The sequence below is a fragment of the Burkholderia sp. L27(2015) genome (assembly GCF_009765705.1).
Lineage (GTDB): Bacteria > Pseudomonadota > Gammaproteobacteria > Burkholderiales > Burkholderiaceae > LMUX01.
Genome location: NZ_LMUX01000004.1, coordinates 94,038 through 112,485, shown reverse-complemented (window position 1 = coordinate 112,485; position 18,448 = coordinate 94,038). Strand labels below are relative to the sequence as shown.

The window sequence follows — 18,448 nt, the reverse complement described above, 5'->3', positions numbered from 1 at the left end:
AATCACGGTTTGCGCAAGCAAGCTGCACCCCAACCTGCACTCACCCGCGCCACATTTACGCGTCACATTTTTTTAGCAACACGGCATTACCAGCATTTACCTACACAACATTTACCACGCGTCATCTACGCATAGACCTACGCGAGATTCGCGGGAACGGGAGTTATCCGGCATGGCAAACGAACAGCAATTCAAGTCCAGTGGCGCAGCGGCCGTCGGCCTCGCCACTCTAACGCCGCAAGGCGTGATCCTGGACACCTGGTTTGCGCAACCGGCATTGACAGCACAGGCTGAGCAGGCCAAGGCGAGCGGCACCCAGCGCTTGTCGGCCGACGAAGCGCAGCGCCTGCTGGGCGCCGCAGCCAAATGCGTGGGGCCAGACGAGCGCCGCGGCGTCGAGGTGGTCGCGGTGCGCACTGAAATTGCGTCGCTGGCTCAAGCGCCGGTCGATGCGCATGACGTCTACCTGCGCCTGCATTTGCTCAGCCACCGCATCATCAAGCCGCATGAAGCCAACCTCAGCGGTGTGTTCGGGCTGCTCGCCAATGTGGCATGGACCTCGCTGGGCCCGTGCCCTGTGGAGAATGTCGAGCAACTGCGTCTGCTTGCCCGCGCCGAGCGCATCCCGTTCGAGATCAGCAGTGTCGACAAATTCCCGCGCATGACCGACTACGTGGTGCCGGCCGGCGTGCGCATCGCCGATGTCGACCGGGTTCGCCTGGGCGCCCATCTGGCTGCGGGCACGACCGTCATGCACGAGGGCTTCTGCAATTTCAATGCGGGCACACTGGGCTCGTCGATGGTCGAAGGGCGTATCAGTGCGGGGGTCGTGGTCGATGACCATAGCGATATCGGCGGCGGCGCTTCGATCATGGGCACCTTGTCGGGTGGTGGCACCACGGTGATTTCGGTCGGCAAGCGCTGCTTGCTCGGCGCCAATTCGGGTATCGGCATTTCGCTCGGCGACGACTGTGTGGTCGAAGCCGGCTGCTATGTCACGGGCGGCACACGCGTCACGCTGCCGGACGGCAAGGTCGCCAAGGCCAGTGCGCTATCGGGTCAGTCCGATCTGTTATTCCGCCGCAACTCGCAATCGGGCGCAGTCGAGGCGATCGCGCGGACCAAGGCTTGGGGTGGCCTGAATCCGATTTTGCACACGCATAACTGAGCGGGATTGAGCGCGGGCGATTGATTGGGCGGCCGCTGCTCGCGGCCGTCGAGCCCATGCTCAAGCAGACGTGGCTTGGATGAAACCAAGCACATACCGATTGAACGCGCTCGGATGCGCAACGTTCATACCGTGCGAGGCGCCCGCCACTGTCTCGCGCCGCGCATCGGCAATCCAGCTCGCCAACATCTCGGTATTCTTGCGAAACATGCGCGGACTTTTCTCGCCATCGATCAGCAAGGTCGGGCAACGAATCGTCGCGGCCAACTGCGCCGAATAGGCCGGCAACGGATCGCGAAACTGCAGCGCCAACGTATGTGCGTTGTCGGTCGCCATCATGCGGAATTCGTGGGTGCTTTTTTTCCAGAAACCGGGGCGGCTGACGGAATCGACGAACAGCTCCAACCCCGTGTCGATATCGCCCGCGGTGATCAGCCCGGCGGCCTTCGCGCGCAGGGCATTCAATGTCTCGGGGAGTTGCGCGACCGTGGCCTCACCCTGCTGCAGCGGGCCACCGGGGTCGGCCAGCGTCAGCGTGCGTACTAGATCGGGATAGCGCGCAGCCAGATGGAACGCGACGCAACCGCCGCGCGAATGCCCAACCACATGGGCCGGCCCGGCATCAAGATGCGCGATCAACTCGGCCATTTCATCGACGTGACGACTCCAGCTGAAGCTCTCACTTTCGGCCGGTTGCGCACCTGGCCAGTAATGAGCCAGGCTCGGCGCAACGCAACGATAGCACGTCGAAAACGGTGCGAGCTGCGGCTTCCAATAACGAAAGTCGCATAAGGACCCATGCACCAGTAGCAGCAACTCACCGTCGCCACTGTCGAGGTAAGGGGCGGCTAAACCAGCTTGCAGTTGAGCCGCGAGCGGCGCCGGCAGGCCGAATAATTTGGCTGGGTCGGAAATTTCCATGCATTCGGCCAAAATTGGACCCTTGAGTTTATTCCTCGACCGGACTCGCGACGCTCACCCCACGCGCCGTGTTCTTCAACGAAGTTCTCATGTAATAGAACACGAGCGACGACGCCAGCGTCACTACGCCCACCAACACAAAGGTCACCCGAAACGCGAGTATCGGATTCGACCATGCCGCCGATAACGATTTGACCAGCGCGCCACCTACTGTCACGCCCAAGCCGATCGCCAGCATCTGCGCCATCGAAAACAAACCGTTGCCGCTGCTGGCCTGCTCGCGGCTGAGGTCTTTCAGCGTTACGCTGTTCATGGCCGCATATTGCATCGAGTTGCCCGCGCCGAATATCGCCAGTTGCAAGATCGTGAACCACAACGGCCAGCTCTGTTTGATAGCCGAGAACGCCATGATCGAACCACCCACCAGCAAGGTGTTGGCGACCAAAAATTTGGAGTAGCCAAAGGTTTTCACCAGCGGCGAAACCAGGCCTTTGCACGCGACCCCGGCGATCGCAACGGGCAGCATCATCATGCCCGATTGCAATGGCGTATAACCGAGCTCGAGCTGAAACAACAGCGGCATCAGGAACGGTACGGCGCTGGCGCCGACGCGGGCAATCAGGTTGCCGATCAGCCCCTGGCGAAAGGTCGGGCGCTCGAATAGCGACAACGGAAACAGCGGGCTGGCATGGCGGCGGGCATGCGGCACATAAGCCCACCCTGCCACGGCACTGAGCGCCATCAACCCGGCGATCCAATGCCAGGCCTTCGCGCCGCCGGCGCTATCGAGCGCCAGCGAAAACGCGACCATGCAAACAGACAGCAGCGCGAAGCCCGTCATATCGAAACGCGGCCGGCTATCCAGCGGTAATGTCCGTGGCAGAAAAACCAGCACCGCTATGCAGCCGACCAGACCGATCGGCAAATTGATCAGGAAAATCCAGTGCCACGAAATGGCCTGGACCAACCATCCGCCCAATACCGGGCCAAGCAGAGGCCCGACCTGGCCCGCGATCGACACGACCGCGATCGCGGATAGATATCGGGCACTCGGAAACGTACGCAGCACCGCAAGCCGCCCAATCGGCAACAACATCGAGCCGCCAACCCCCTGCAACACGCGCGCCGCAACCAGTTGGTTCAGCGTGTGGGAGAGCGAGCAAAACAGCGAACCGATGGCAAAAATCAGAATCGCGACGAAGTAGACGCGCCGCGTGCCGAAACGGTCGGCGAGCCAACCCGAGGCCGGCGTCAGCATTGCCATGGTCAGCGAGTACGCAACGATCACCGGCTGCATGTCCAGCGGCCGCTCGTGCAGGCTATAGGCCATCGAGGGCAATGCGGTGTTGACGATGGTGGTATCCAGCGCCTGCATGAAGAAACCGGCTGCGACGATCCACAGCAGCGCAGTCAGTGATACATCGTTTTTCATACTAAAAAATTTCCCGTTCCTGCTCGAAAGTCGTGCGTTCCCGTAACGGCGACGTGCCGATTTTACTTCGACGCACGCCGACGAGCAGCCGAAGGGTGCCCTAAGCGGGCGCGTACTGCAAGTTGCCCGCAATGCGATCACTGTTGCCGTGCGACTAAGGCCCCGGCATGTTGGGAGCTGCTTGCGAAGTGGCTACACCCCGCGCGCAGGCGCTTGCCTGCTCGGTTGCCTGCTGGGTTGCCAGCTCGGTTGAGAGCTCAATAAAATGGCTCACCGGATCGTCTGCATTGCTCTGTCCCGGCTCGCGATAAGCCAGGTTCAACGGCACCGCGAATGCCGATTGCGCATCGAGCCTGCGATACGACACACTGGCCGTGTGTAAAGCACTCATGGTCTCGGGCACCAGCGTAACGCCCCGGCCAGCCGCGACCTGGGTGAGCGCCCCCATCAATCGCGGCACCTCCTCGACCACATGCGGGCTAAAGCCGGCGCGCTGGCAAGCCGCGATCACAGCGTCCAGCGTACCCGGTCCGTCGGCGCGCCGATACAGAACAAAATCCTCCTGGGACAAGGCAGACAACGGAATGTCCGTGGGGTAGACATGGGTCAGCGGATGCCCGATGGGCAATGCGACGATCATCGGTTCATGGCATAGCACGATCGAGCGCAAGCCCGGATAACGCAGGGAGGAAGCCCGCACGAAGGCGATATCGAGCCGACCGCCAGCGAGCGCTTCAAACAACGGGTTGGTCAGGTTTTCCTCGATGGCCAGCGTCACCAGCGGATAAGCAGCGCGAAACGCTCGGATGATACGTGGCGCCAACGCGTGCAGCGATGATGAATTGGTATAGCCGACCGCAATACGCCCGAGTTCGCCGCGTGCCGCCTGTTTGACCCGCAGTACCGCCGCATCGGCGTCGGCCAGCAAGGCACGGGCGTCTTGCAGAAAAATCCGGCCGGCGGCATTGAGCAGGATCTTGCGAGGCGAGCGTTCGAACAATTGCACGCCCAGCTCCTCCTCCAGCGCCTTGATTTGTTGGCTCAAGGGCGGTTGCTGAATACCCAGCCAAGCGGCGGCCCGCGTCATGTGCTGTTCTTGCGCAACGGCCACGAAATAACGCAGGTGGCGTAGTTCCATTTGGCTTGCCTCCAGAAAATGGCGCATCAGATTGCATGCGAATGGATACTTATTACATATCCATTTGCAATGTTTGAGATATTTTACATTGCGATGCGAGATCGGTAAGCTTCACGTATTCGGTCATACAGGAGCCTTATCATGCAATCGCGCGCAAGCGAGATCGAAGCGGGTGCAGCGGGTGTAATCGACCCGCCGCCGACAGCGCTGCAGCTGTTCAATGGCTTTCTTGCGCTCGGTCTGACGGGTTTTGGCGGAGTCCTGCCGATGTCGCACAGGATGCTCGTCGAAAAACGTCGCTGGCTGTCTGATGCGGAATTCACCGATTTGCTCGGCCTGTGCCAATTTTTGCCGGGCGGCAACATCATCAACTTATCGGTCGCCGTCGGTCTGCAATTTCGCGGCATTCGCGGCGCCCTGGCCGCGATTATCGGCCTGATCGCAGGACCTTCGTTGATCTTGATCGGCCTAGCCATCGTGTATGGCCATTACGAAAGTAACGTCACCCTGCAGCATGTGTTTGCCGGCTTGGCCGCAGCAGCGGCAGGCTTGCTTGCAGCGACGGCGCTCAAAATTGCCGCGCCGTTGCTCGGCAAACCGATCTCCATCGTGATTGCCCTGCTGTGCTTTGGTGCCATTGCGGTGCTACGCCTGCCTTTGCTGCCCACTATGCTGATCCTCACGCCGCTGAGCATCTTGGCCATCTGGAAATACAGGTCATGATCGCGCTTCTGATGGCGCTGGCCGGAATTTTCTCGGAGCTGTCGTTATTGGCGTTTGGTGGTGGCAATACCATCCTGCCGGAGATGCAGCGCCAAGTGGTGGAGATCCACCAATGGATGTCGGCGCGCGACTTCAGCGCGATGTTCGCGCTGGCGCAGGCCGCGCCCGGGCCGAACATGATGGTGGTGACGCTGGTCGGGTGGCGGGTTGCCGGTTGGGCCGGGGTGTTGGTCACGTCGCTGGCAAAGTTCGGGCCGTCGTCGATACTGACGGGTATTGCGCTGCATGGCTGGAAACGCTACAAAGACGCGCCATGGCGCCCTATCGTGCAGGCCGGGTTGGTGCCGATCACCGTCGGCCTCGTCAGCGCCAGTGCGCTGTTGATCGCCAAGGCGTCCGACCATAGCATCGCCATGGCGGCCATCACCGTCGTCTGCGCGTTGCTCTCCTGGAAGACGCGGCTGCATCCGTTGGTCTTGCTGGCGGGCGGTGCTGCGATCGGCTTGATCGGGCTAGGTTGAACGGTTGGGGGGGCAGCGTTAGACGACATGCCGCGGCGCCTGCGCTATGATGTAGCGCACATGCCGCACGCGAATCTATAACAGCTCGATACAAAGAGCGCACCCAGTATATTCAAGCGTGTAGCCGATCCGCCCACCGAAGTTGTCGTCCTTTTTGTCCTTTTCACCGGAGCACTGCATGAGTCCATTTACCGCGTTGGCGGCGATCTTGGCCGCACTTCTGATCGGCGCAATGAGCCCCGGGCCCAGCTTCGTCGTGGTGGCTCGCAATTCAATTGCCTTGTCGCGCCGCGATGGTTTGGCGAGCGCCGTAGGCATGGGCGTCGGTGGGGTATTTTTCAGCGCCGTTGCTTTGATGGGGCTGTACACGCTGTTGGCTGCGGTTGGATGGCTGTACGCCGGATGCAAGATCGCTGGCGGTCTGTATCTGATCTACATAGCCATCAAAATCTGGCGTGGTGCTGCGCAACCGCTCAGTTTCGAAGCGGCTGGCGCTGGTCGTAATCCACAGGCAGCCAAGAGCTTCTGGGTTGGACTGAGCACGCAGTTGAGCAATCCGAAGACGGCAATCTTCTACGGCAGTATTTTCGCCGCGCTGCTGCCCCAGCATCCGCCGGTCTGGAGTTACTTTGTGTTGCCGCCGGCTGTGTTCGCGATCGAAGCGGGTTGGTACACCGTGGTGGCACTGTGCTTTTCAAGCGCCCGGCCGCGCGCGCTGTATTTGAATGCGAAGACGTGGGTGGATCGCGTGGCCGCGGGCGCGATCGGCGTGCTAGGCCTGAGGTTGATCATTGGGGCGCATCGGGTCGGTATATAAAGCAAGGGTGCGCTCGTCTACTCGTCGCGTTGTGCGTGCTCTTAGGCGCGGCTCAGCTTTCTGCCCATCTCTCGGAGCGGCTTAACTTCAATACCGGTGAGCAAGCGACGCTCGCCGGCATTTGGAGTCACAATCATGTTGACCCGCTCCCTCACTTCTTGAACCTTGTCGTCAAGGCCTATCAAGAACCCGTCAAGCTCATGCTCCGCCCCAGCGCGTCTTAACCCCAACTGCTCAGCAAACAAGAGCACCTCCTCACGGGTAACGTCATTAAAGAATTTAGCGTGCCCCAAGGGTATTGTCAGTTCGCAATTGGGCCACCGTTCGCCCGAAGGTTGATAAGTTGGGTTGTTGTAGGCGACCGTGCTTACCATGTCGTAAAACGGGGCGAGGTGATAGCCGCGGTTCGTGGAGAAAAAAGAGATGTTTTTAAGATGCGCATCGGCATTGCCAATGAGCACGTTGAATACTGACCATTTGAAAATGGCCAACCGTGTCGCGGCCTTGGTGCTTGTCAGCGCTATGCAGCGTCGCAATGACTCGACATTTGCTTCGTGATACTTGTAGGTACGTGAAATACCCAGCAGTTGAGTCGCGTCCAGTGTATGGAGACGCGTGGCAGGTTGCGTAGAGCTGTCGCGATCGAAACGTTCGATGAGGTAGCAGGCAGAGGGAGCGCGAAGAAAATAGGTCCGTGGAACATTCAGTCCCATCTTCTGCGCAAGCTGCATACAGAAAAACTCATTCACAGCCGAGTGAGGATAGGCGGTCGTCCGTTGATCTGGCTTAAGCAGGTGCATGGAAGGCTCGCTCCCCACCGGTTCAAACAATGCGCAATCGGGCGGTTCGCCTTCCATTATCACCAGCAGTTTTTGTTGCGCCCCCGCTGCCGACATGCGTTTAGGTGCCCTGGCAGTGAGGGCCTGCTCTGGCATTGCCTGAATTCGCGCCTCGAGTTCTTCCAACGCAAGAGGCTGACGGCCTCCTGCCGGCTCTATGTCGTCTTCACCGAGTAGTGTCAACGCGCCGGCCGTCTCGCGGCCAAAGTACGAGAGCAGTCCCCACGCGTCGCTTGTATCTACCTTGGCTTCGCGAGCTATGACCTCACGCATGGCCTCTTCCGGCAGCAGGTTGTCGAAAAACCACTGGACCGGCCGCTCGCTCGAAGCGTCAATGAGCGTTTCGGCTGCCAGAGGAATCTTTGGCGAAATAGGGTATGCCTCGCCCATGTTGACCCAGTCCTCCTCGTAGACGAAGGACCAGATGCCATTTGTATCGAATAACGTACCCACGCGCCGCCCGTTCGCGAGCGCGACAAGTTTTCTATTTTCCATGTGGCGACCGACGTCGTTGCGTGGCAGCTAAAATCGTTTTATGCGATATATCGATCGAGGTGTGCGCACATAAGGTCACCCCGAGTTCAGCCAGCAACTGCAGCACTTTTCCAATTTGCGCTGTAGGCTTGCCAGCTTCCACGTGTGAAATGAACTTGGGGGACAACCCTGTCGCATTGGCCAGAGTGTCCCTCGTAAGTCCTTGCTGCAACCTGGCTGCACGAACCAACGTTGCTAATGCCGCAGTGGAACCAATCATTTCGCCCGTATTGCCCAAAATTCGCTCCTTCGTACCCGCTCGGTACCATTTTCGCACGAAACGGACTTCATGTAACGTTTCGTACCGGATCGGGTACGAAGAGATGATTTATCCAGGGATTCAACCCGATTCGTACCCGACCAGGTACGAATGAGCTCAAAAACTGCAGTGAGATTGTTTTCGTACCCAAGCGGATACGGAGTTCGGCCGCAGCGCCAATGCGGTGAAAAAACAGCGCCGGCTTGTGCGGGACCGCCTTCTAGCGCGCCCATCCCTGCTAGCCCGCTTTACGAAAGGTCAGGTTGATGCGCTGGTCGCCCAACGTTGCGTGCTGATTCGGCTTTAGCGGCATGACACCGTGGAAACGCAACCGCGCCGGACCGCCCCACACCACGACGTCGCCGTGGGTCAGCGCAACGCGCATCGGCTTGTCGCTACGTTGCATTCCTCCGAACAGGAACACAGCAGGAACGCCGAGCGAGACCGAGACGATGGGCTGCATGAAGTCATGTTCGTCCTTGTCCTGATGCAAGGACATCCGCGCCCCCGGTTCGTAGCGATTGACCAGGCACGCGTCGGGCGCAAAGTCTGCAAACCCGGCATCGGCGGCAGCCTCTCGCGCAAGGACAGCAAACACTTCCGGGATGGCCGGCCACGGTCTGCCGCTCTGCGGATCGCAAGCGTCGTAACGGTAGCCGCCCCGATCCGTCACCCAACCTAGCGCGCCGCAATTGGTCATGGCCACCGACATACGCAACCCGCCCGGTGTGACCATGTTGCGAAACGGCGCTTGCTCGATAATCGCAGCCAACCCATCAAACAGCGCCCTCTCCTTCGCCACCGCAAAACCACGCAGCACCACCGCACCTGGGCACAGCGCTTCGCACCATTGCCGGTTCGGCTCTATCTCGTCGAATAATCCTCGCGCGATGGCACTGACGGCACCGGGTTCCACAGACATTACACAAACTCCCTCATGCAGCAACCAATCCTGCCGCCAATTGGGCCGTCGCGGCAGACAAAGTCCAACCCAGGTGGCCATGCCCCGTGTTGTAGTACACGCCGCGATGGCGCCCCGCGCTGACCCTGGGCAACATGTTCGGCAACATCGGCCGCAAGCCGCTCCACGGAATGACCTTCGCGGTGTCGATCGCGCCGAAATGGCGTCGCGTCCAGTCAACCAGCGGCTTGATCCGGTCCGCTCGAATATCGCGGTTGATCCCATTGATTTCGGCTGTGCCCGCTACGCGAAAGCGATCATTGCCCAGACGGCTCGTGACGATCTTGGCCGCGTCATCGAGCAGACTCACTCGCGGCGCGCCTTGCTGACTCTGCGCATCGTCCATGCACACCGTAATCGAATATCCTTTTACCGGATAGATATTAACGCGATCGCCAAGCATCGCGGCGATCGCGCGACTGCCGACACCGGCACACACAACCACGCGATCAAAGCGGATGGTCTCGGTCGAACTGACGTGTTCCACCTGCTCGGGCTGATGCACAAGCGCGATGTCGAATTTGCCCTCGACCGGGGTGATGGACGTGATGGCGGTGTCGAACCGGAAGTCGACGCCGCGGCGCTGGCACGCTTGCGCCAAGCCTCGCGTGAATTTGTGAATATCGCCGGTACAGTCGGACGGGGTAAAAAAGCCGCCGTAAAACGAACCTTGCACGGTCGGTTCGATCTGTTTGATTTCCTCCGGCGTAACTGCCCTGCGCTCCAGACCTCCCGCCATCAGCAGCGTGTTGACCTGCGCAGCGGCGTCGAAACTTTTCTTATCGTGGTACACATGCAGTATCCCTCGGCGTTCCAGGTCGAACTGCACGTTCTCCTGCTCGGCCATGGCGAACAGATGCTTGCGCGCTTCGATGGCAAGCCGGGTCGTTTCTATCGTGTTGGCCCGGTAGTTCGGAATCTGGCTGACGAATTCCGCCATCCACGAATACTTGTGCCAGGTGGGTATCGGGTTGAGCAGCAGAGGCGCGTCGCGGGTGAACATCCAGCGCAATCCTTTCATTACGGTCGCGGCGCTGTTCCAGACTTCGGCATTGCTGGCCGATAGCTGCCCACCGTTGGCAAACGACGTTTCCATCGCAGCATAACGATGACGATCGATCACAGTGACTTGGAAGCCGCGCTCGATAAGGGCGTGCGCAGTGGTGACGCCGGTGATTCCGGCGCCGATGACGGCGATATGAGACATTTGATTGATTCTCCAGACAGGTGACGTAAGAAAGCCGATAACGGCTGCTACGCCCCATCTGTCTGTGTACCTGAGAGTTTCATCCACGCTATAGGCTCAGCGTGAAATCCCCTTCGGTGGACGCTAGCTCGCGTCGCTCTCCAGATGTTCTAACATCGCGGTCCTTTTGCCTGAGAGTTTCCGGGGCGGTTGCTCCATCGGCGCCGCGCTGGTCAGCGCAGGCTCTCCCGCGATATCGGTAAGAACGTGTGGATCATAAACGCGGAAAAAGAGATGCGCAAGCACCGCGTAAAACCGGGACCAAGCAGAGGCTGAACAGGGGCTGAACACCCCGAAGGTTGCAACGCGGCTTTTACTTTAGCGCGACGAACAATTGCTCGACCCTTTCCCTGGCCCAGGGCGTCTTGCGCAAGAAGGTCAGGCTGGATTTGATGCTGGGGTCGCTTTTGAAACAGCGTATATCGATCTTGCGAGCGAGTCCGTCCCATCCGTAGTGTTCGACCAGTTTGACGAGAATGGCCTCGAGGGTGACGCCGTGCAACGGATTGTTGTCTTGGTGGCTCATAGAATGCGTGTGTTCTCGATAATGCGCGGGGCGCCCCGAGCCGGCAACCGGCTGCCCGGCTAAAGCGGGGCTATACAACCCGCAAAATAAAGATCGAGTATTAGAAGCCGACTTGCGTCACGAACTTGGTATTCAAATACGCTTCGATAGCTTCCGAACCGCCTTCAGACCCATAACCGGAATCCTTGACGCCGCCAAACGGCACTTCCGGTAAGGCCAAGCCCAAGTGGTTGATCGAGACCATGCCGCTTTCGAACGCCGAACCGATCGCGTTAGCCGTTTTCAATGACCGCGTGTACGCATACGCCGCCAAACCGAACGGCAAACGATTCGCCTCTTGCACCACTTCATCGAAACTGGAGAACGGCACGATAGGTGCGATCGGGCCGAACGGCTCTTCGCTCATGATGCGTGCTTGGCTTGGCACATCGACCAGCACGGTCGGCTCGAAGAAGTTGCCTTGCGTGCCGATGCGCTTGCCGCCGGTCGCGATTTTCGCGCCGTGCGAGGTGGCGTCGTCCAGCAGCATTTGCATCGCTTCGACGCGGCGGCCGTTGGCCAGCGGCCCCATCCGGGTACCCGCGTCGGTGCCGTCGCCTACCTTGATGGCCTTGGCTGCCGCGACGAAGCCGTCGACAAAGCGCGCATAAACCGATTCGTGCACCAGGAAGCGCGTCGGCGAAACGCACACTTGACCGGCATTGCGAAATTTCGATGCAGCCAATTGCTTCACCGCGGCATCCACATCGGCGTCTTCGAACACGATCGCCGGGGCGTGGCCGCCGAGTTCCATCGTGATGCGCTTCATGTGCAGGCCAGCCAGCGCCGCCAGTTTCTTGCCCACCGGCGTGGAACCGGTGAACGTCACCTTGCGGATCACCGGATGCGGGATCAGGTATTCGGAAATTTCGGAGGGCACCCCAAATACAAGACCCACGACGCCAGCGGGAATCCCGGCGTCGACGTAAGCCTGGATCAACGCAGCGCAACTGGCCGGCGTTTCTTCGGGCCCCTTGAGAATCACCGAGCATCCGGCAGCCAATGCGGCCGATACCTTGCGCACCGCCTGGTTGATCGGGAAATTCCACGGCGTGAATGCGGCTACCGGACCCACCGGCTCCTTGATCACCAATTGCATCACACCTTCGGCGCGTGCCGGCACGATGCGGCCATAGGTACGGCGCGCTTCTTCGGCGAACCAGTCCATGATGTCGCCAGCCGCCACGGTTTCCATGCGGGCTTCAGCCAGCGGCTTGCCCTGCTCTTGCGTCATCAACTGGCTGATCGTGTCGGCGCGGCTGCGGATGATGTCCGCGGCTTTGCGCAGCAGTTTGTAACGATCGAAGGCCGACACTTTGCGCCATGTGTCGAAGCCCTTTTGCGCGGCCGCGAGCGCGTGGTCGAGGTCGGCCCGGCTGGCATGCGCGAGACGGCCGATAGACTGCCCCGTCGCTGGGTTGAAAATGGGTTCGCTTTTGCCCTCGGAACCTTCAGACCATTCGCCGTTGATGAAAAGCTTAACGTCAGAATACATAGTTGTGTCCTTGTTGGTTTTACCCCGCCATTGTATAGCGCTAACATCGACACGCCTGTTGAACGCTAAATCGGCATCACGGCTGTGCAAAAGGCAGATCGACTCGACCCTGCGCTCTCATTTCGAACTGCGGCAATCGGGGAGTCATTGAATTTCGCTTCGATAACTTATTTGGCTTCGATAACCTATTTGGGTCACTCGATCGACGGTTAGATCAACCGGGTTAGATCGATCAGTTCTCGCGGTAATGCGCCGTTGGCCAACCAACCCAGCAGCGCATGATTGATTTCACGCGCGCTCTCGTACTGCACCCAGTGCCCACTGCCCGGAACGCCGTACCAGTGGGTATTCGGTAACCCCGCCGAGATTTGACGAGCCATTGCGCCGGGGTCAGCCAGGGTCACGTCCTGGTCCCCCCATATCGCCAGCACCGGGACATCACGCAACTTTTCCAGCATGGGCCGCAACGATGCCGTCAACGCGATGTCCTTGCTGCGAAAACGCGTCGCGACGCAGGACAATTCGTAAACCGCGATCGCAAGCGGATCCGCCACGGCAGCGTCGTACAACATAAAATCCTTCATGTTGCGAGTCAAGGCATCGCGACGTTCGATCACGCCCTCTACCAGCCGCCAATTGACCATCGCCGGGAACGGCCGGCGCGCGCCGCCATGGCCGGCAACCCCCAGCAAGGCCAACCGGCGCACCGGGCGCCGCACCGCGAGCTGCATGGTCACCAGAGTGCCGAACGAGAAGCCGACGATATCCACCGGCACCTGCGCGCCAACCAGTTGATCGAGCGCCAGCACGGCCGCATCGAGCAAGGCATCCATCGGAGCATCGCCGCGCGCCTCGTCGGATTCTCCAAAACCGGGTAGATCGGGCACCCACACCGTGTAGTGTTGTGCCAATTGCTCGATGTTACGAGCCCAGTGCAGCCAACTGCCATGGCCACCATGGATCAAAACCAGCGGCTCGCCCGCACCGAAACGCCGCCAGCGCATCTTGCCACCGCCCGGTATCGCGATATCGTAGTGGCGCGACGTCTCGTCCAAGCGAGCGATCTCTTTCAATGCGTCGTTGTAGTTGTTCATTGGCTCAGTATCGGTGCGCAGACGAACGACAAACGGCAGCAGGCACGCGGGAACACGTGCCGTCCATGCGTCGAATGCGCGGATAGAATTCGGATGGCGCGAAAGTCGTCATCGCGCCGGTTTAAACCAAATTCTATTGGAAATCAGCCACGCACACGCGCATACACCATTTAGCGACGCGATCCGCGTGGCCCATCGCCACGCCTGCGGCAAAGCTCGCTAAGCGAACGCATCGTAATAAGCGTTCAAAGCCGGCGCTCCGCCCAGATGGACATACAGCACGTCCGAGCCCTTTTTCAGTTCCCCCGATTTCGCCATCGCGATCAATCCAGCCATCGACTTGCCCTCATACACAGGGTCCGTCAGCATGCCCTCCAGTCGGGCCGCCATGCGGATTGCGGCTATCGTCGGCTCGTCGGGCAAACCGTAGTCAGGCCCTGCAAAACGCGGATCGATGATGACGTCGGCATCCTCGATGGTCCGCTCGATGCCGATCAGTTCGGCTGTCGCGCGCGCGATCTTGGTGACGGCCCTGCGCGTCATGTCGGCGTTGCACGCGGTGTCCACACCGATCAGCCGGCGCGGGCGGTCCTGCGCCTTGAAACCGGCCACCATGCCACCCTGGGTCGACCCGGTGCAGGTCGCGGTGATAATGGTTTCAAAAAACACACCTTGTTCTTTCTCCTGCAGCGCCAGTTCATCCGCAAAATTGGCGTACCCGAGGCCGCCCAGCGGATGGTCCGATGCGCCGGCTGGAATCGCATACGGCTTGCCCCCGTCGCGACGCACCTGCTCGAGCGCGCGCTCCCAGGTTGGCTTGACTTCGGTCGAATAGCCCTCGCCTTCGAGCAAGGTCTCGGCGCCCATCAAACGGGATAGCAAAATGTTGCCGACCTTGTCATAGACCGGGTTTTCCCAATGCGTCCATTCTTCCTGCACCAGCCTGCATCGCATGCCCAAGAAGGCAGCTACCGCCGCGACCTGGCGCGTGTGATTCGACTGGATATTACCGATGGAGACCAAGGTATCGCAGCCCTGCTTGAGCGCTTGCGCCGCCAACCATTCAAGCTTGCGGATTTTGTTGCCACCGTATGCCAGGCCGGACGACACATCATCGCGCTTGGCCCAAACCGACACGCCCAATGCTTCGGAAAGCCGATTCAGGCGTTGCAGCGGGGAGGGAAAATAACCGAGCTTGATGCGGCCGAAGCGGCTTTCAAGATTGAGTGACATGGAATCTCCTGTTTCGTGGGAACGGTAGGAAAATTCTAGGAAAAATGCCGGGGAAGGTGCTTTTTAATCAACATCTCGGTTTCGAATAAATATCTTCTATTGCTCGTTATAGAAACGGATATCCTTAAAAATAGGCGATCAACAAGAGGATATTTTTATGGATTCGTCGCAAATTACACCGGTGCTGGATTCCGTCGACAAGAAAATCCTGCGGGCGCTGCAAGCCGACGGACGCGTGAGCAACGCCGATTTGGCCAAGGAAATCGGCTTGAGTCCCGCCGCTTGCTGGAATCGCACCAAACGTCTGTTCGATGAGAAAGTGATTCAATCGGTGCGCGCCTTGATCAATCCCCAAGCGGTGCAGCGTGCGGTCGTCGTTCTCGTTGGTGTGGTGCTCGATCGATCGACGCAGCAAAGCTTCAGCGAGTTCGAGAAGGCAGCGCGAGAGCTGCCACAGGTGCTGGAGTGTTTTCTGGTAGCCGGGGATGTCGATTATTTTCTGAAAGTGCGGGTGCGCGACCTCGCGGCGTTCAATGTGTTTCACAGCAAAAACATCCTGAGCCTCCCCAATGTTCGGCAGGTCAGGACGTTTTTTGTGATGAACGAGGTTAAAACGGACGGCTTATTGGTGTTTTGAGCCTTCCGGGAGCTTCAAGGCCTCGGGGTGTTCTCAACGTTCCGGGGATATTGAATTATTGGCCTTCGGCTGCCCTTTTGGCCGCGAGGCGTTGCTCCGCGGCCTGGATGTTCTCTGGGTAATTGACCCAGTCGTTCGGGTTGTAGCCGACAGCTATCAACGCGGCCAATTCTGCACGTACCTGCGCGCGGGTCACAGGGCCATTGTTTTGTTGCGCAAACGCGATGGCCGGCAAACTCAACATGATTGCCGCAGCCGCTGTATAGATTAACGCCTTCATGATGACGATCCCTCCTAGTTACCTGATGCATCCGCGGCGACGAAATTCTCGAAGCGAACACTACAAATATAGGAGTAGGAAGCCTAACTAAAAAGCCTTTACTGCCAAAATAACGTTTCGCTTATTGCAACGATCCCGACTGCCTTCATGCGCCCCCGGAAAACGAATATTTCTCCCCTCGGGAGTGATCCGAACGGCACTGCCTACCGGCCAGCATTGTGCAGATGTATTGCGCAGATGCATGGCGCAACCGCCCCACACCAGCTCGATTATTAGCCTTTCTGCAACTATCTATTCCCGGGTACAGGCTTTTTCAGCCGGCCCCGCAGCCCTATAGTGATGTCACTGGCTTACGACATTCAAGTCATGGCCGCACCTACTAAAAACAACAAAGAGGGCATCATGAAATCATTTATTTACGCTGTAGTCGCAGCAACCATTCTGGCAGCTCCGGCACTTTCGTTTGCTCAGCAAAGTACTGCACCTGTGACACGAGCAGAAGTACGCGCCGAACTGGCAGCGCTTGAGAAGGCCGGGTATAACCCGAACGACTGGCTGAACTACCCGGACAACCTTCAGGCCGCCCAGCGACGCGTCGATGCAGAACGTATCGCGCAAGGTCATGCCCCGGCTGTCACGACATCGGCCAGCTCGCAATCGTCGGTCGTCGGCTCCTGAGTTACGCGTCCCGGGTTGCTTGTCCCGGGCGAGGTGTGCCGGGCTAGATGTGCCGGGTTGCGGGTTCGGGCGCGACGACAATTCGCGAGCGTGGATTGATCGTGAGATCCGGCGAAGAGGTTCAAGCAGTTTTTAAACATGAGTTGTTGATGGGCACGTTTAGCGGACGATCTCGATTGACCTGGGTGTAGGAAAGCACCGAGGCCAGTCGAGGGCTCTGGACCGTTGCCCTCTTGCTGCCTCGATGGTGGCGTTGCCCAGCCCGAAAGGCCTGGGCTTTTTTTTTGCAAGTGAAGAACCAAGCAAGCTGATAATCGAACACCGTCAGTGACCAGCGTCGCGAATGGAACGTTTTATGCTTGATCCTTCAGGGATCTCGCCGGGTGCAGCGACGCTACACCCGAAAAAACGGAAGCTCCCCCTAGTGGATAAAATGGCATCGCGACGTAATTCGCCCAAACTGCTCCTAGCCGACGACGACGATTCGTCGTTGCGTGCGTTCGCGATATTCTTCGAACTCGAAGGTTTCGACGTACGGATTGCCCACGATGGACGGGAAGCCGTCGAACTCTGCGAACACTGGCATCCGGACCTCGCGCTGCTCGATATCGACATGCCCTACGTCAATGGCTACGAGGTTGCGCGCCGAATGCGGGCGGATACGCGCGCGCCGCCGCCGCTACTTATCGCGGTAACGGGCCGTGGCGATTCCCCGTCGGAACGCGATGCGTCCCTGACAGCCGGATTCGACTACCATGTCAGCAAGCCGGCCCGGCTGTCACGCTTGTTGGAGCTCGCGAACCGCCACCTTTTCAAAATATCCCATTGATCGTTCATCGCAACGGCCCGCTCGATCCAGCCCCGCGATGACAGTGACGGTAACAGCGACGACTAGCGTAAATGTTACCGGTGGGCGGTAATAATTATCATGACCGCACTATCGTCGAGGTTCAATCGTCGTATACAATCGGTCGCTTTGCCGACGATCCCATGTGGTTCAAAAATCTACAGTTACACCGTCTTTCGGCCCCTTGGGCGATTTCTCCCGATCAATTGGAAAAGCACCTTGCCCCGCACGCATTCGAAGCGTCCGGCGGCTCGGAAATGCAGACGCAGGGATGGGCGTCCGCGCGCGATAACGGCCTGCTCGCGCATTCGATCAATGGGCAAACCCTGCTGGTCTATCGCGCCGAAAAGAAGCTGCTGCCCGCTTCGGTCGTGAATCAGGTGACCAAGGCACGAGCGCTCGAAATCGAGGATCAGCAAGGGTTCAAGCCTGGTCGCAAGCAATTGCGTGAAATCAAGGAGCAAGTGACCGACGAACTGCTGCCGCGCGCGTTCAGCATTCGGCGCGACACCCGCGTCTGGATCGATGCCACGCATGGCTGGCTAGTCATCGACGCCGCTTCGCAAGCGCTCGCCGATGACGTGCGCACCCTGCTGATGAAATCGATCGACGGATTGCCCTTGAGCAATTTGCGCGTGGCGCAATCTGCCGTGTCCGCGATGACCGGTTGGTTGCTGGCCGATGAAACGCTCAGCGGCTTCACCGTGGATCAGGACGCCGAGTTGCGCTCGAATGGCGAAGGCAATGCAACGGTACGCTACGTCGGGCACACGCTGGAGAGCGACGAAGTGCGCAAGCATGTGGAGGCCGGCAAACAATGTATGCGCCTCGCGCTCACATGGAATGAACGGGTTTCGTTCGTGTTGACGCCATCGTTGATCATCAAGCGCGTGACACCGCTCGACGTATTGAAAGAAATGGCGGACCCGACCGCGCAAAACGACGACGAGCGCTTCGATTCCGATTTCATTTTGATGACAGGCGAACTCGCCAAGATGCTGTCCGATGTCGTGGAAGCACTGGGCGGCGAGCTCGCTTGATGCACTTAACAATGCACCTG

20 protein-coding genes and 1 riboswitch are annotated in these 18,448 nt (G+C 59.2%); of the genes, 8 read left to right on the top strand and 12 right to left on the bottom strand.

Annotated features, from left to right (window positions below):
* Positions 1 to 172: 172 nt before the first annotated feature.
* Positions 173 to 1,168: a 2,3,4,5-tetrahydropyridine-2,6-dicarboxylate N-succinyltransferase gene (gene dapD, locus GSQ77_RS00950; protein ID WP_158898110.1), complete on the top strand. Its 996-nt coding sequence runs from the start codon at positions 173 to 175 to the stop codon at positions 1,166 to 1,168.
* Positions 1,169 to 1,228: 60 nt separating this feature from the next.
* On the opposite strand, the gene GSQ77_RS00945 is transcribed toward dapD, so the two are convergent.
* From GSQ77_RS00945 to GSQ77_RS00935, 3 genes are all read right to left on the bottom strand, one after another.
* On the bottom strand, positions 1,229 to 2,089 hold the full coding sequence (locus GSQ77_RS00945; RefSeq protein WP_158898108.1) for an alpha/beta fold hydrolase: 861 nt from the start codon (positions 2,087 to 2,089) through the stop codon (positions 1,229 to 1,231).
* 28 nt (positions 2,090 to 2,117) lie between these two features.
* Positions 2,118 to 3,521 carry a multidrug transporter subunit MdtD gene (mdtD, locus tag GSQ77_RS00940; protein WP_158898106.1) on the bottom strand — a complete coding sequence of 468 codons (1,404 nt, stop codon included), beginning with the start codon at positions 3,519 to 3,521 and terminating at the stop codon, positions 2,118 to 2,120.
* Positions 3,522 to 3,675: 154 nt separating this feature from the next.
* Positions 3,676 to 4,659: a LysR family transcriptional regulator gene (locus GSQ77_RS00935; protein ID WP_158898104.1), complete on the bottom strand. Its 984-nt coding sequence runs from the start codon at positions 4,657 to 4,659 to the stop codon at positions 3,676 to 3,678.
* Positions 4,660 to 4,800: 141 nt separating this feature from the next.
* On the opposite strand from GSQ77_RS00935, the gene GSQ77_RS00930 reads away from it, so the two are divergent.
* The 3 genes from GSQ77_RS00930 to GSQ77_RS00920 all read left to right on the top strand — a co-directional run bounded on the left by GSQ77_RS00930 (position 4,801) and on the right by GSQ77_RS00920 (position 6,720).
* Positions 4,801 to 5,382, top strand: a complete 582-nt coding sequence (locus tag GSQ77_RS00930; RefSeq protein ID WP_158898102.1) for a chromate transporter — start codon at positions 4,801 to 4,803, stop codon at positions 5,380 to 5,382.
* The gene (locus tag GSQ77_RS00925) at positions 5,379 to 5,903 is read left to right on the top strand and encodes a chromate transporter (RefSeq protein WP_158898100.1); all 525 of its coding nucleotides are present in this window, start codon (positions 5,379 to 5,381) and stop codon (positions 5,901 to 5,903) included. Before GSQ77_RS00930 ends, GSQ77_RS00925 begins: the two co-directional genes overlap by 4 nt.
* A 178-nt stretch (positions 5,904 to 6,081) precedes the next feature.
* Positions 6,082 to 6,720, top strand: coding sequence for a LysE family translocator (locus GSQ77_RS00920; RefSeq protein ID WP_158898098.1), 639 nt, complete (start codon positions 6,082 to 6,084; stop codon positions 6,718 to 6,720).
* Between the two features lie 41 nt (positions 6,721 to 6,761).
* Here GSQ77_RS00920 and GSQ77_RS00915 read toward each other — a convergent pair whose 3' ends face one another.
* From GSQ77_RS00915 to GSQ77_RS00880, 8 genes are all read right to left on the bottom strand, one after another.
* Complete coding sequence (locus GSQ77_RS00915) at positions 6,762 to 8,054, bottom strand: HipA domain-containing protein (RefSeq protein ID WP_158898096.1); 1,293 nt, start codon at positions 8,052 to 8,054, stop codon at positions 6,762 to 6,764.
* Positions 8,044 to 8,313 carry a helix-turn-helix domain-containing protein gene (locus tag GSQ77_RS00910; RefSeq protein WP_158898384.1) on the bottom strand — a complete coding sequence of 90 codons (270 nt, stop codon included), beginning with the start codon at positions 8,311 to 8,313 and terminating at the stop codon, positions 8,044 to 8,046. The genes GSQ77_RS00915 and GSQ77_RS00910 overlap by 11 nt, the downstream gene beginning before the upstream one ends.
* Before the next feature lie 277 nt (positions 8,314 to 8,590).
* A complete protein-coding gene (gene alkB, locus GSQ77_RS00905; protein WP_158898094.1) occupies positions 8,591 to 9,274 on the bottom strand; it encodes a DNA oxidative demethylase AlkB in 684 nt (227 codons plus the stop codon).
* Positions 9,275 to 9,287: 13 nt separating this feature from the next.
* Positions 9,288 to 10,520 (bottom strand): D-amino acid dehydrogenase, encoded by a 1,233-nt coding sequence (locus tag GSQ77_RS00900; RefSeq protein ID WP_158898092.1) that lies wholly within the window; start codon positions 10,518 to 10,520, stop codon positions 9,288 to 9,290.
* A 148-nt stretch (positions 10,521 to 10,668) separates the two neighbouring features.
* Positions 10,669 to 10,760: riboswitch (glycine riboswitch) on the bottom strand.
* Positions 10,761 to 10,872: 112 nt separating this feature from the next.
* Entirely contained in the window at positions 10,873 to 11,085 is a 213-nt protein-coding gene (locus GSQ77_RS00895) for a VF530 family DNA-binding protein (protein ID WP_158898090.1), read from the bottom strand.
* A gap of 100 nt (positions 11,086 to 11,185) precedes the next feature.
* Positions 11,186 to 12,619 (bottom strand): NAD-dependent succinate-semialdehyde dehydrogenase, encoded by a 1,434-nt coding sequence (locus GSQ77_RS00890; protein WP_158898088.1) that lies wholly within the window; start codon positions 12,617 to 12,619, stop codon positions 11,186 to 11,188.
* A gap of 209 nt (positions 12,620 to 12,828) precedes the next feature.
* Positions 12,829 to 13,713 (bottom strand): alpha/beta fold hydrolase, encoded by an 885-nt coding sequence (locus GSQ77_RS00885; RefSeq protein ID WP_254067396.1) that lies wholly within the window; start codon positions 13,711 to 13,713, stop codon positions 12,829 to 12,831.
* 219 nt (positions 13,714 to 13,932) lie between these two features.
* Positions 13,933 to 14,946, bottom strand: a complete 1,014-nt coding sequence (locus tag GSQ77_RS00880) for a 1-aminocyclopropane-1-carboxylate deaminase (RefSeq protein ID WP_158898086.1) — start codon at positions 14,944 to 14,946, stop codon at positions 13,933 to 13,935.
* A gap of 157 nt (positions 14,947 to 15,103) precedes the next feature.
* On the opposite strand from GSQ77_RS00880, the gene GSQ77_RS00875 reads away from it, so the two are divergent.
* Entirely contained in the window at positions 15,104 to 15,583 is a 480-nt protein-coding gene (locus GSQ77_RS00875; RefSeq protein ID WP_158898084.1) for an Lrp/AsnC family transcriptional regulator, read from the top strand.
* A 55-nt stretch (positions 15,584 to 15,638) separates the two neighbouring features.
* On the opposite strand, the gene GSQ77_RS00870 is transcribed toward GSQ77_RS00875, so the two are convergent.
* Positions 15,639 to 15,863: a DUF4148 domain-containing protein gene (locus GSQ77_RS00870; RefSeq protein WP_158898082.1), complete on the bottom strand. Its 225-nt coding sequence runs from the start codon at positions 15,861 to 15,863 to the stop codon at positions 15,639 to 15,641.
* Positions 15,864 to 16,265: 402 nt separating this feature from the next.
* On the opposite strand from GSQ77_RS00870, the gene GSQ77_RS00865 reads away from it, so the two are divergent.
* The 3 genes from GSQ77_RS00865 to GSQ77_RS00855 all read left to right on the top strand — a co-directional run bounded on the left by GSQ77_RS00865 (position 16,266) and on the right by GSQ77_RS00855 (position 18,428).
* Positions 16,266 to 16,541, top strand: a complete 276-nt coding sequence (locus GSQ77_RS00865) for a DUF4148 domain-containing protein (protein WP_158898380.1) — start codon at positions 16,266 to 16,268, stop codon at positions 16,539 to 16,541.
* A gap of 433 nt (positions 16,542 to 16,974) precedes the next feature.
* Positions 16,975 to 17,370 carry a response regulator gene (locus GSQ77_RS00860; RefSeq protein WP_158898080.1) on the top strand — a complete coding sequence of 132 codons (396 nt, stop codon included), beginning with the start codon at positions 16,975 to 16,977 and terminating at the stop codon, positions 17,368 to 17,370.
* Between the two features lie 161 nt (positions 17,371 to 17,531).
* Positions 17,532 to 18,428 (top strand): recombination-associated protein RdgC, encoded by an 897-nt coding sequence (locus tag GSQ77_RS00855; protein WP_158898078.1) that lies wholly within the window; start codon positions 17,532 to 17,534, stop codon positions 18,426 to 18,428.
* Positions 18,429 to 18,448 lie beyond the last annotated feature (20 nt).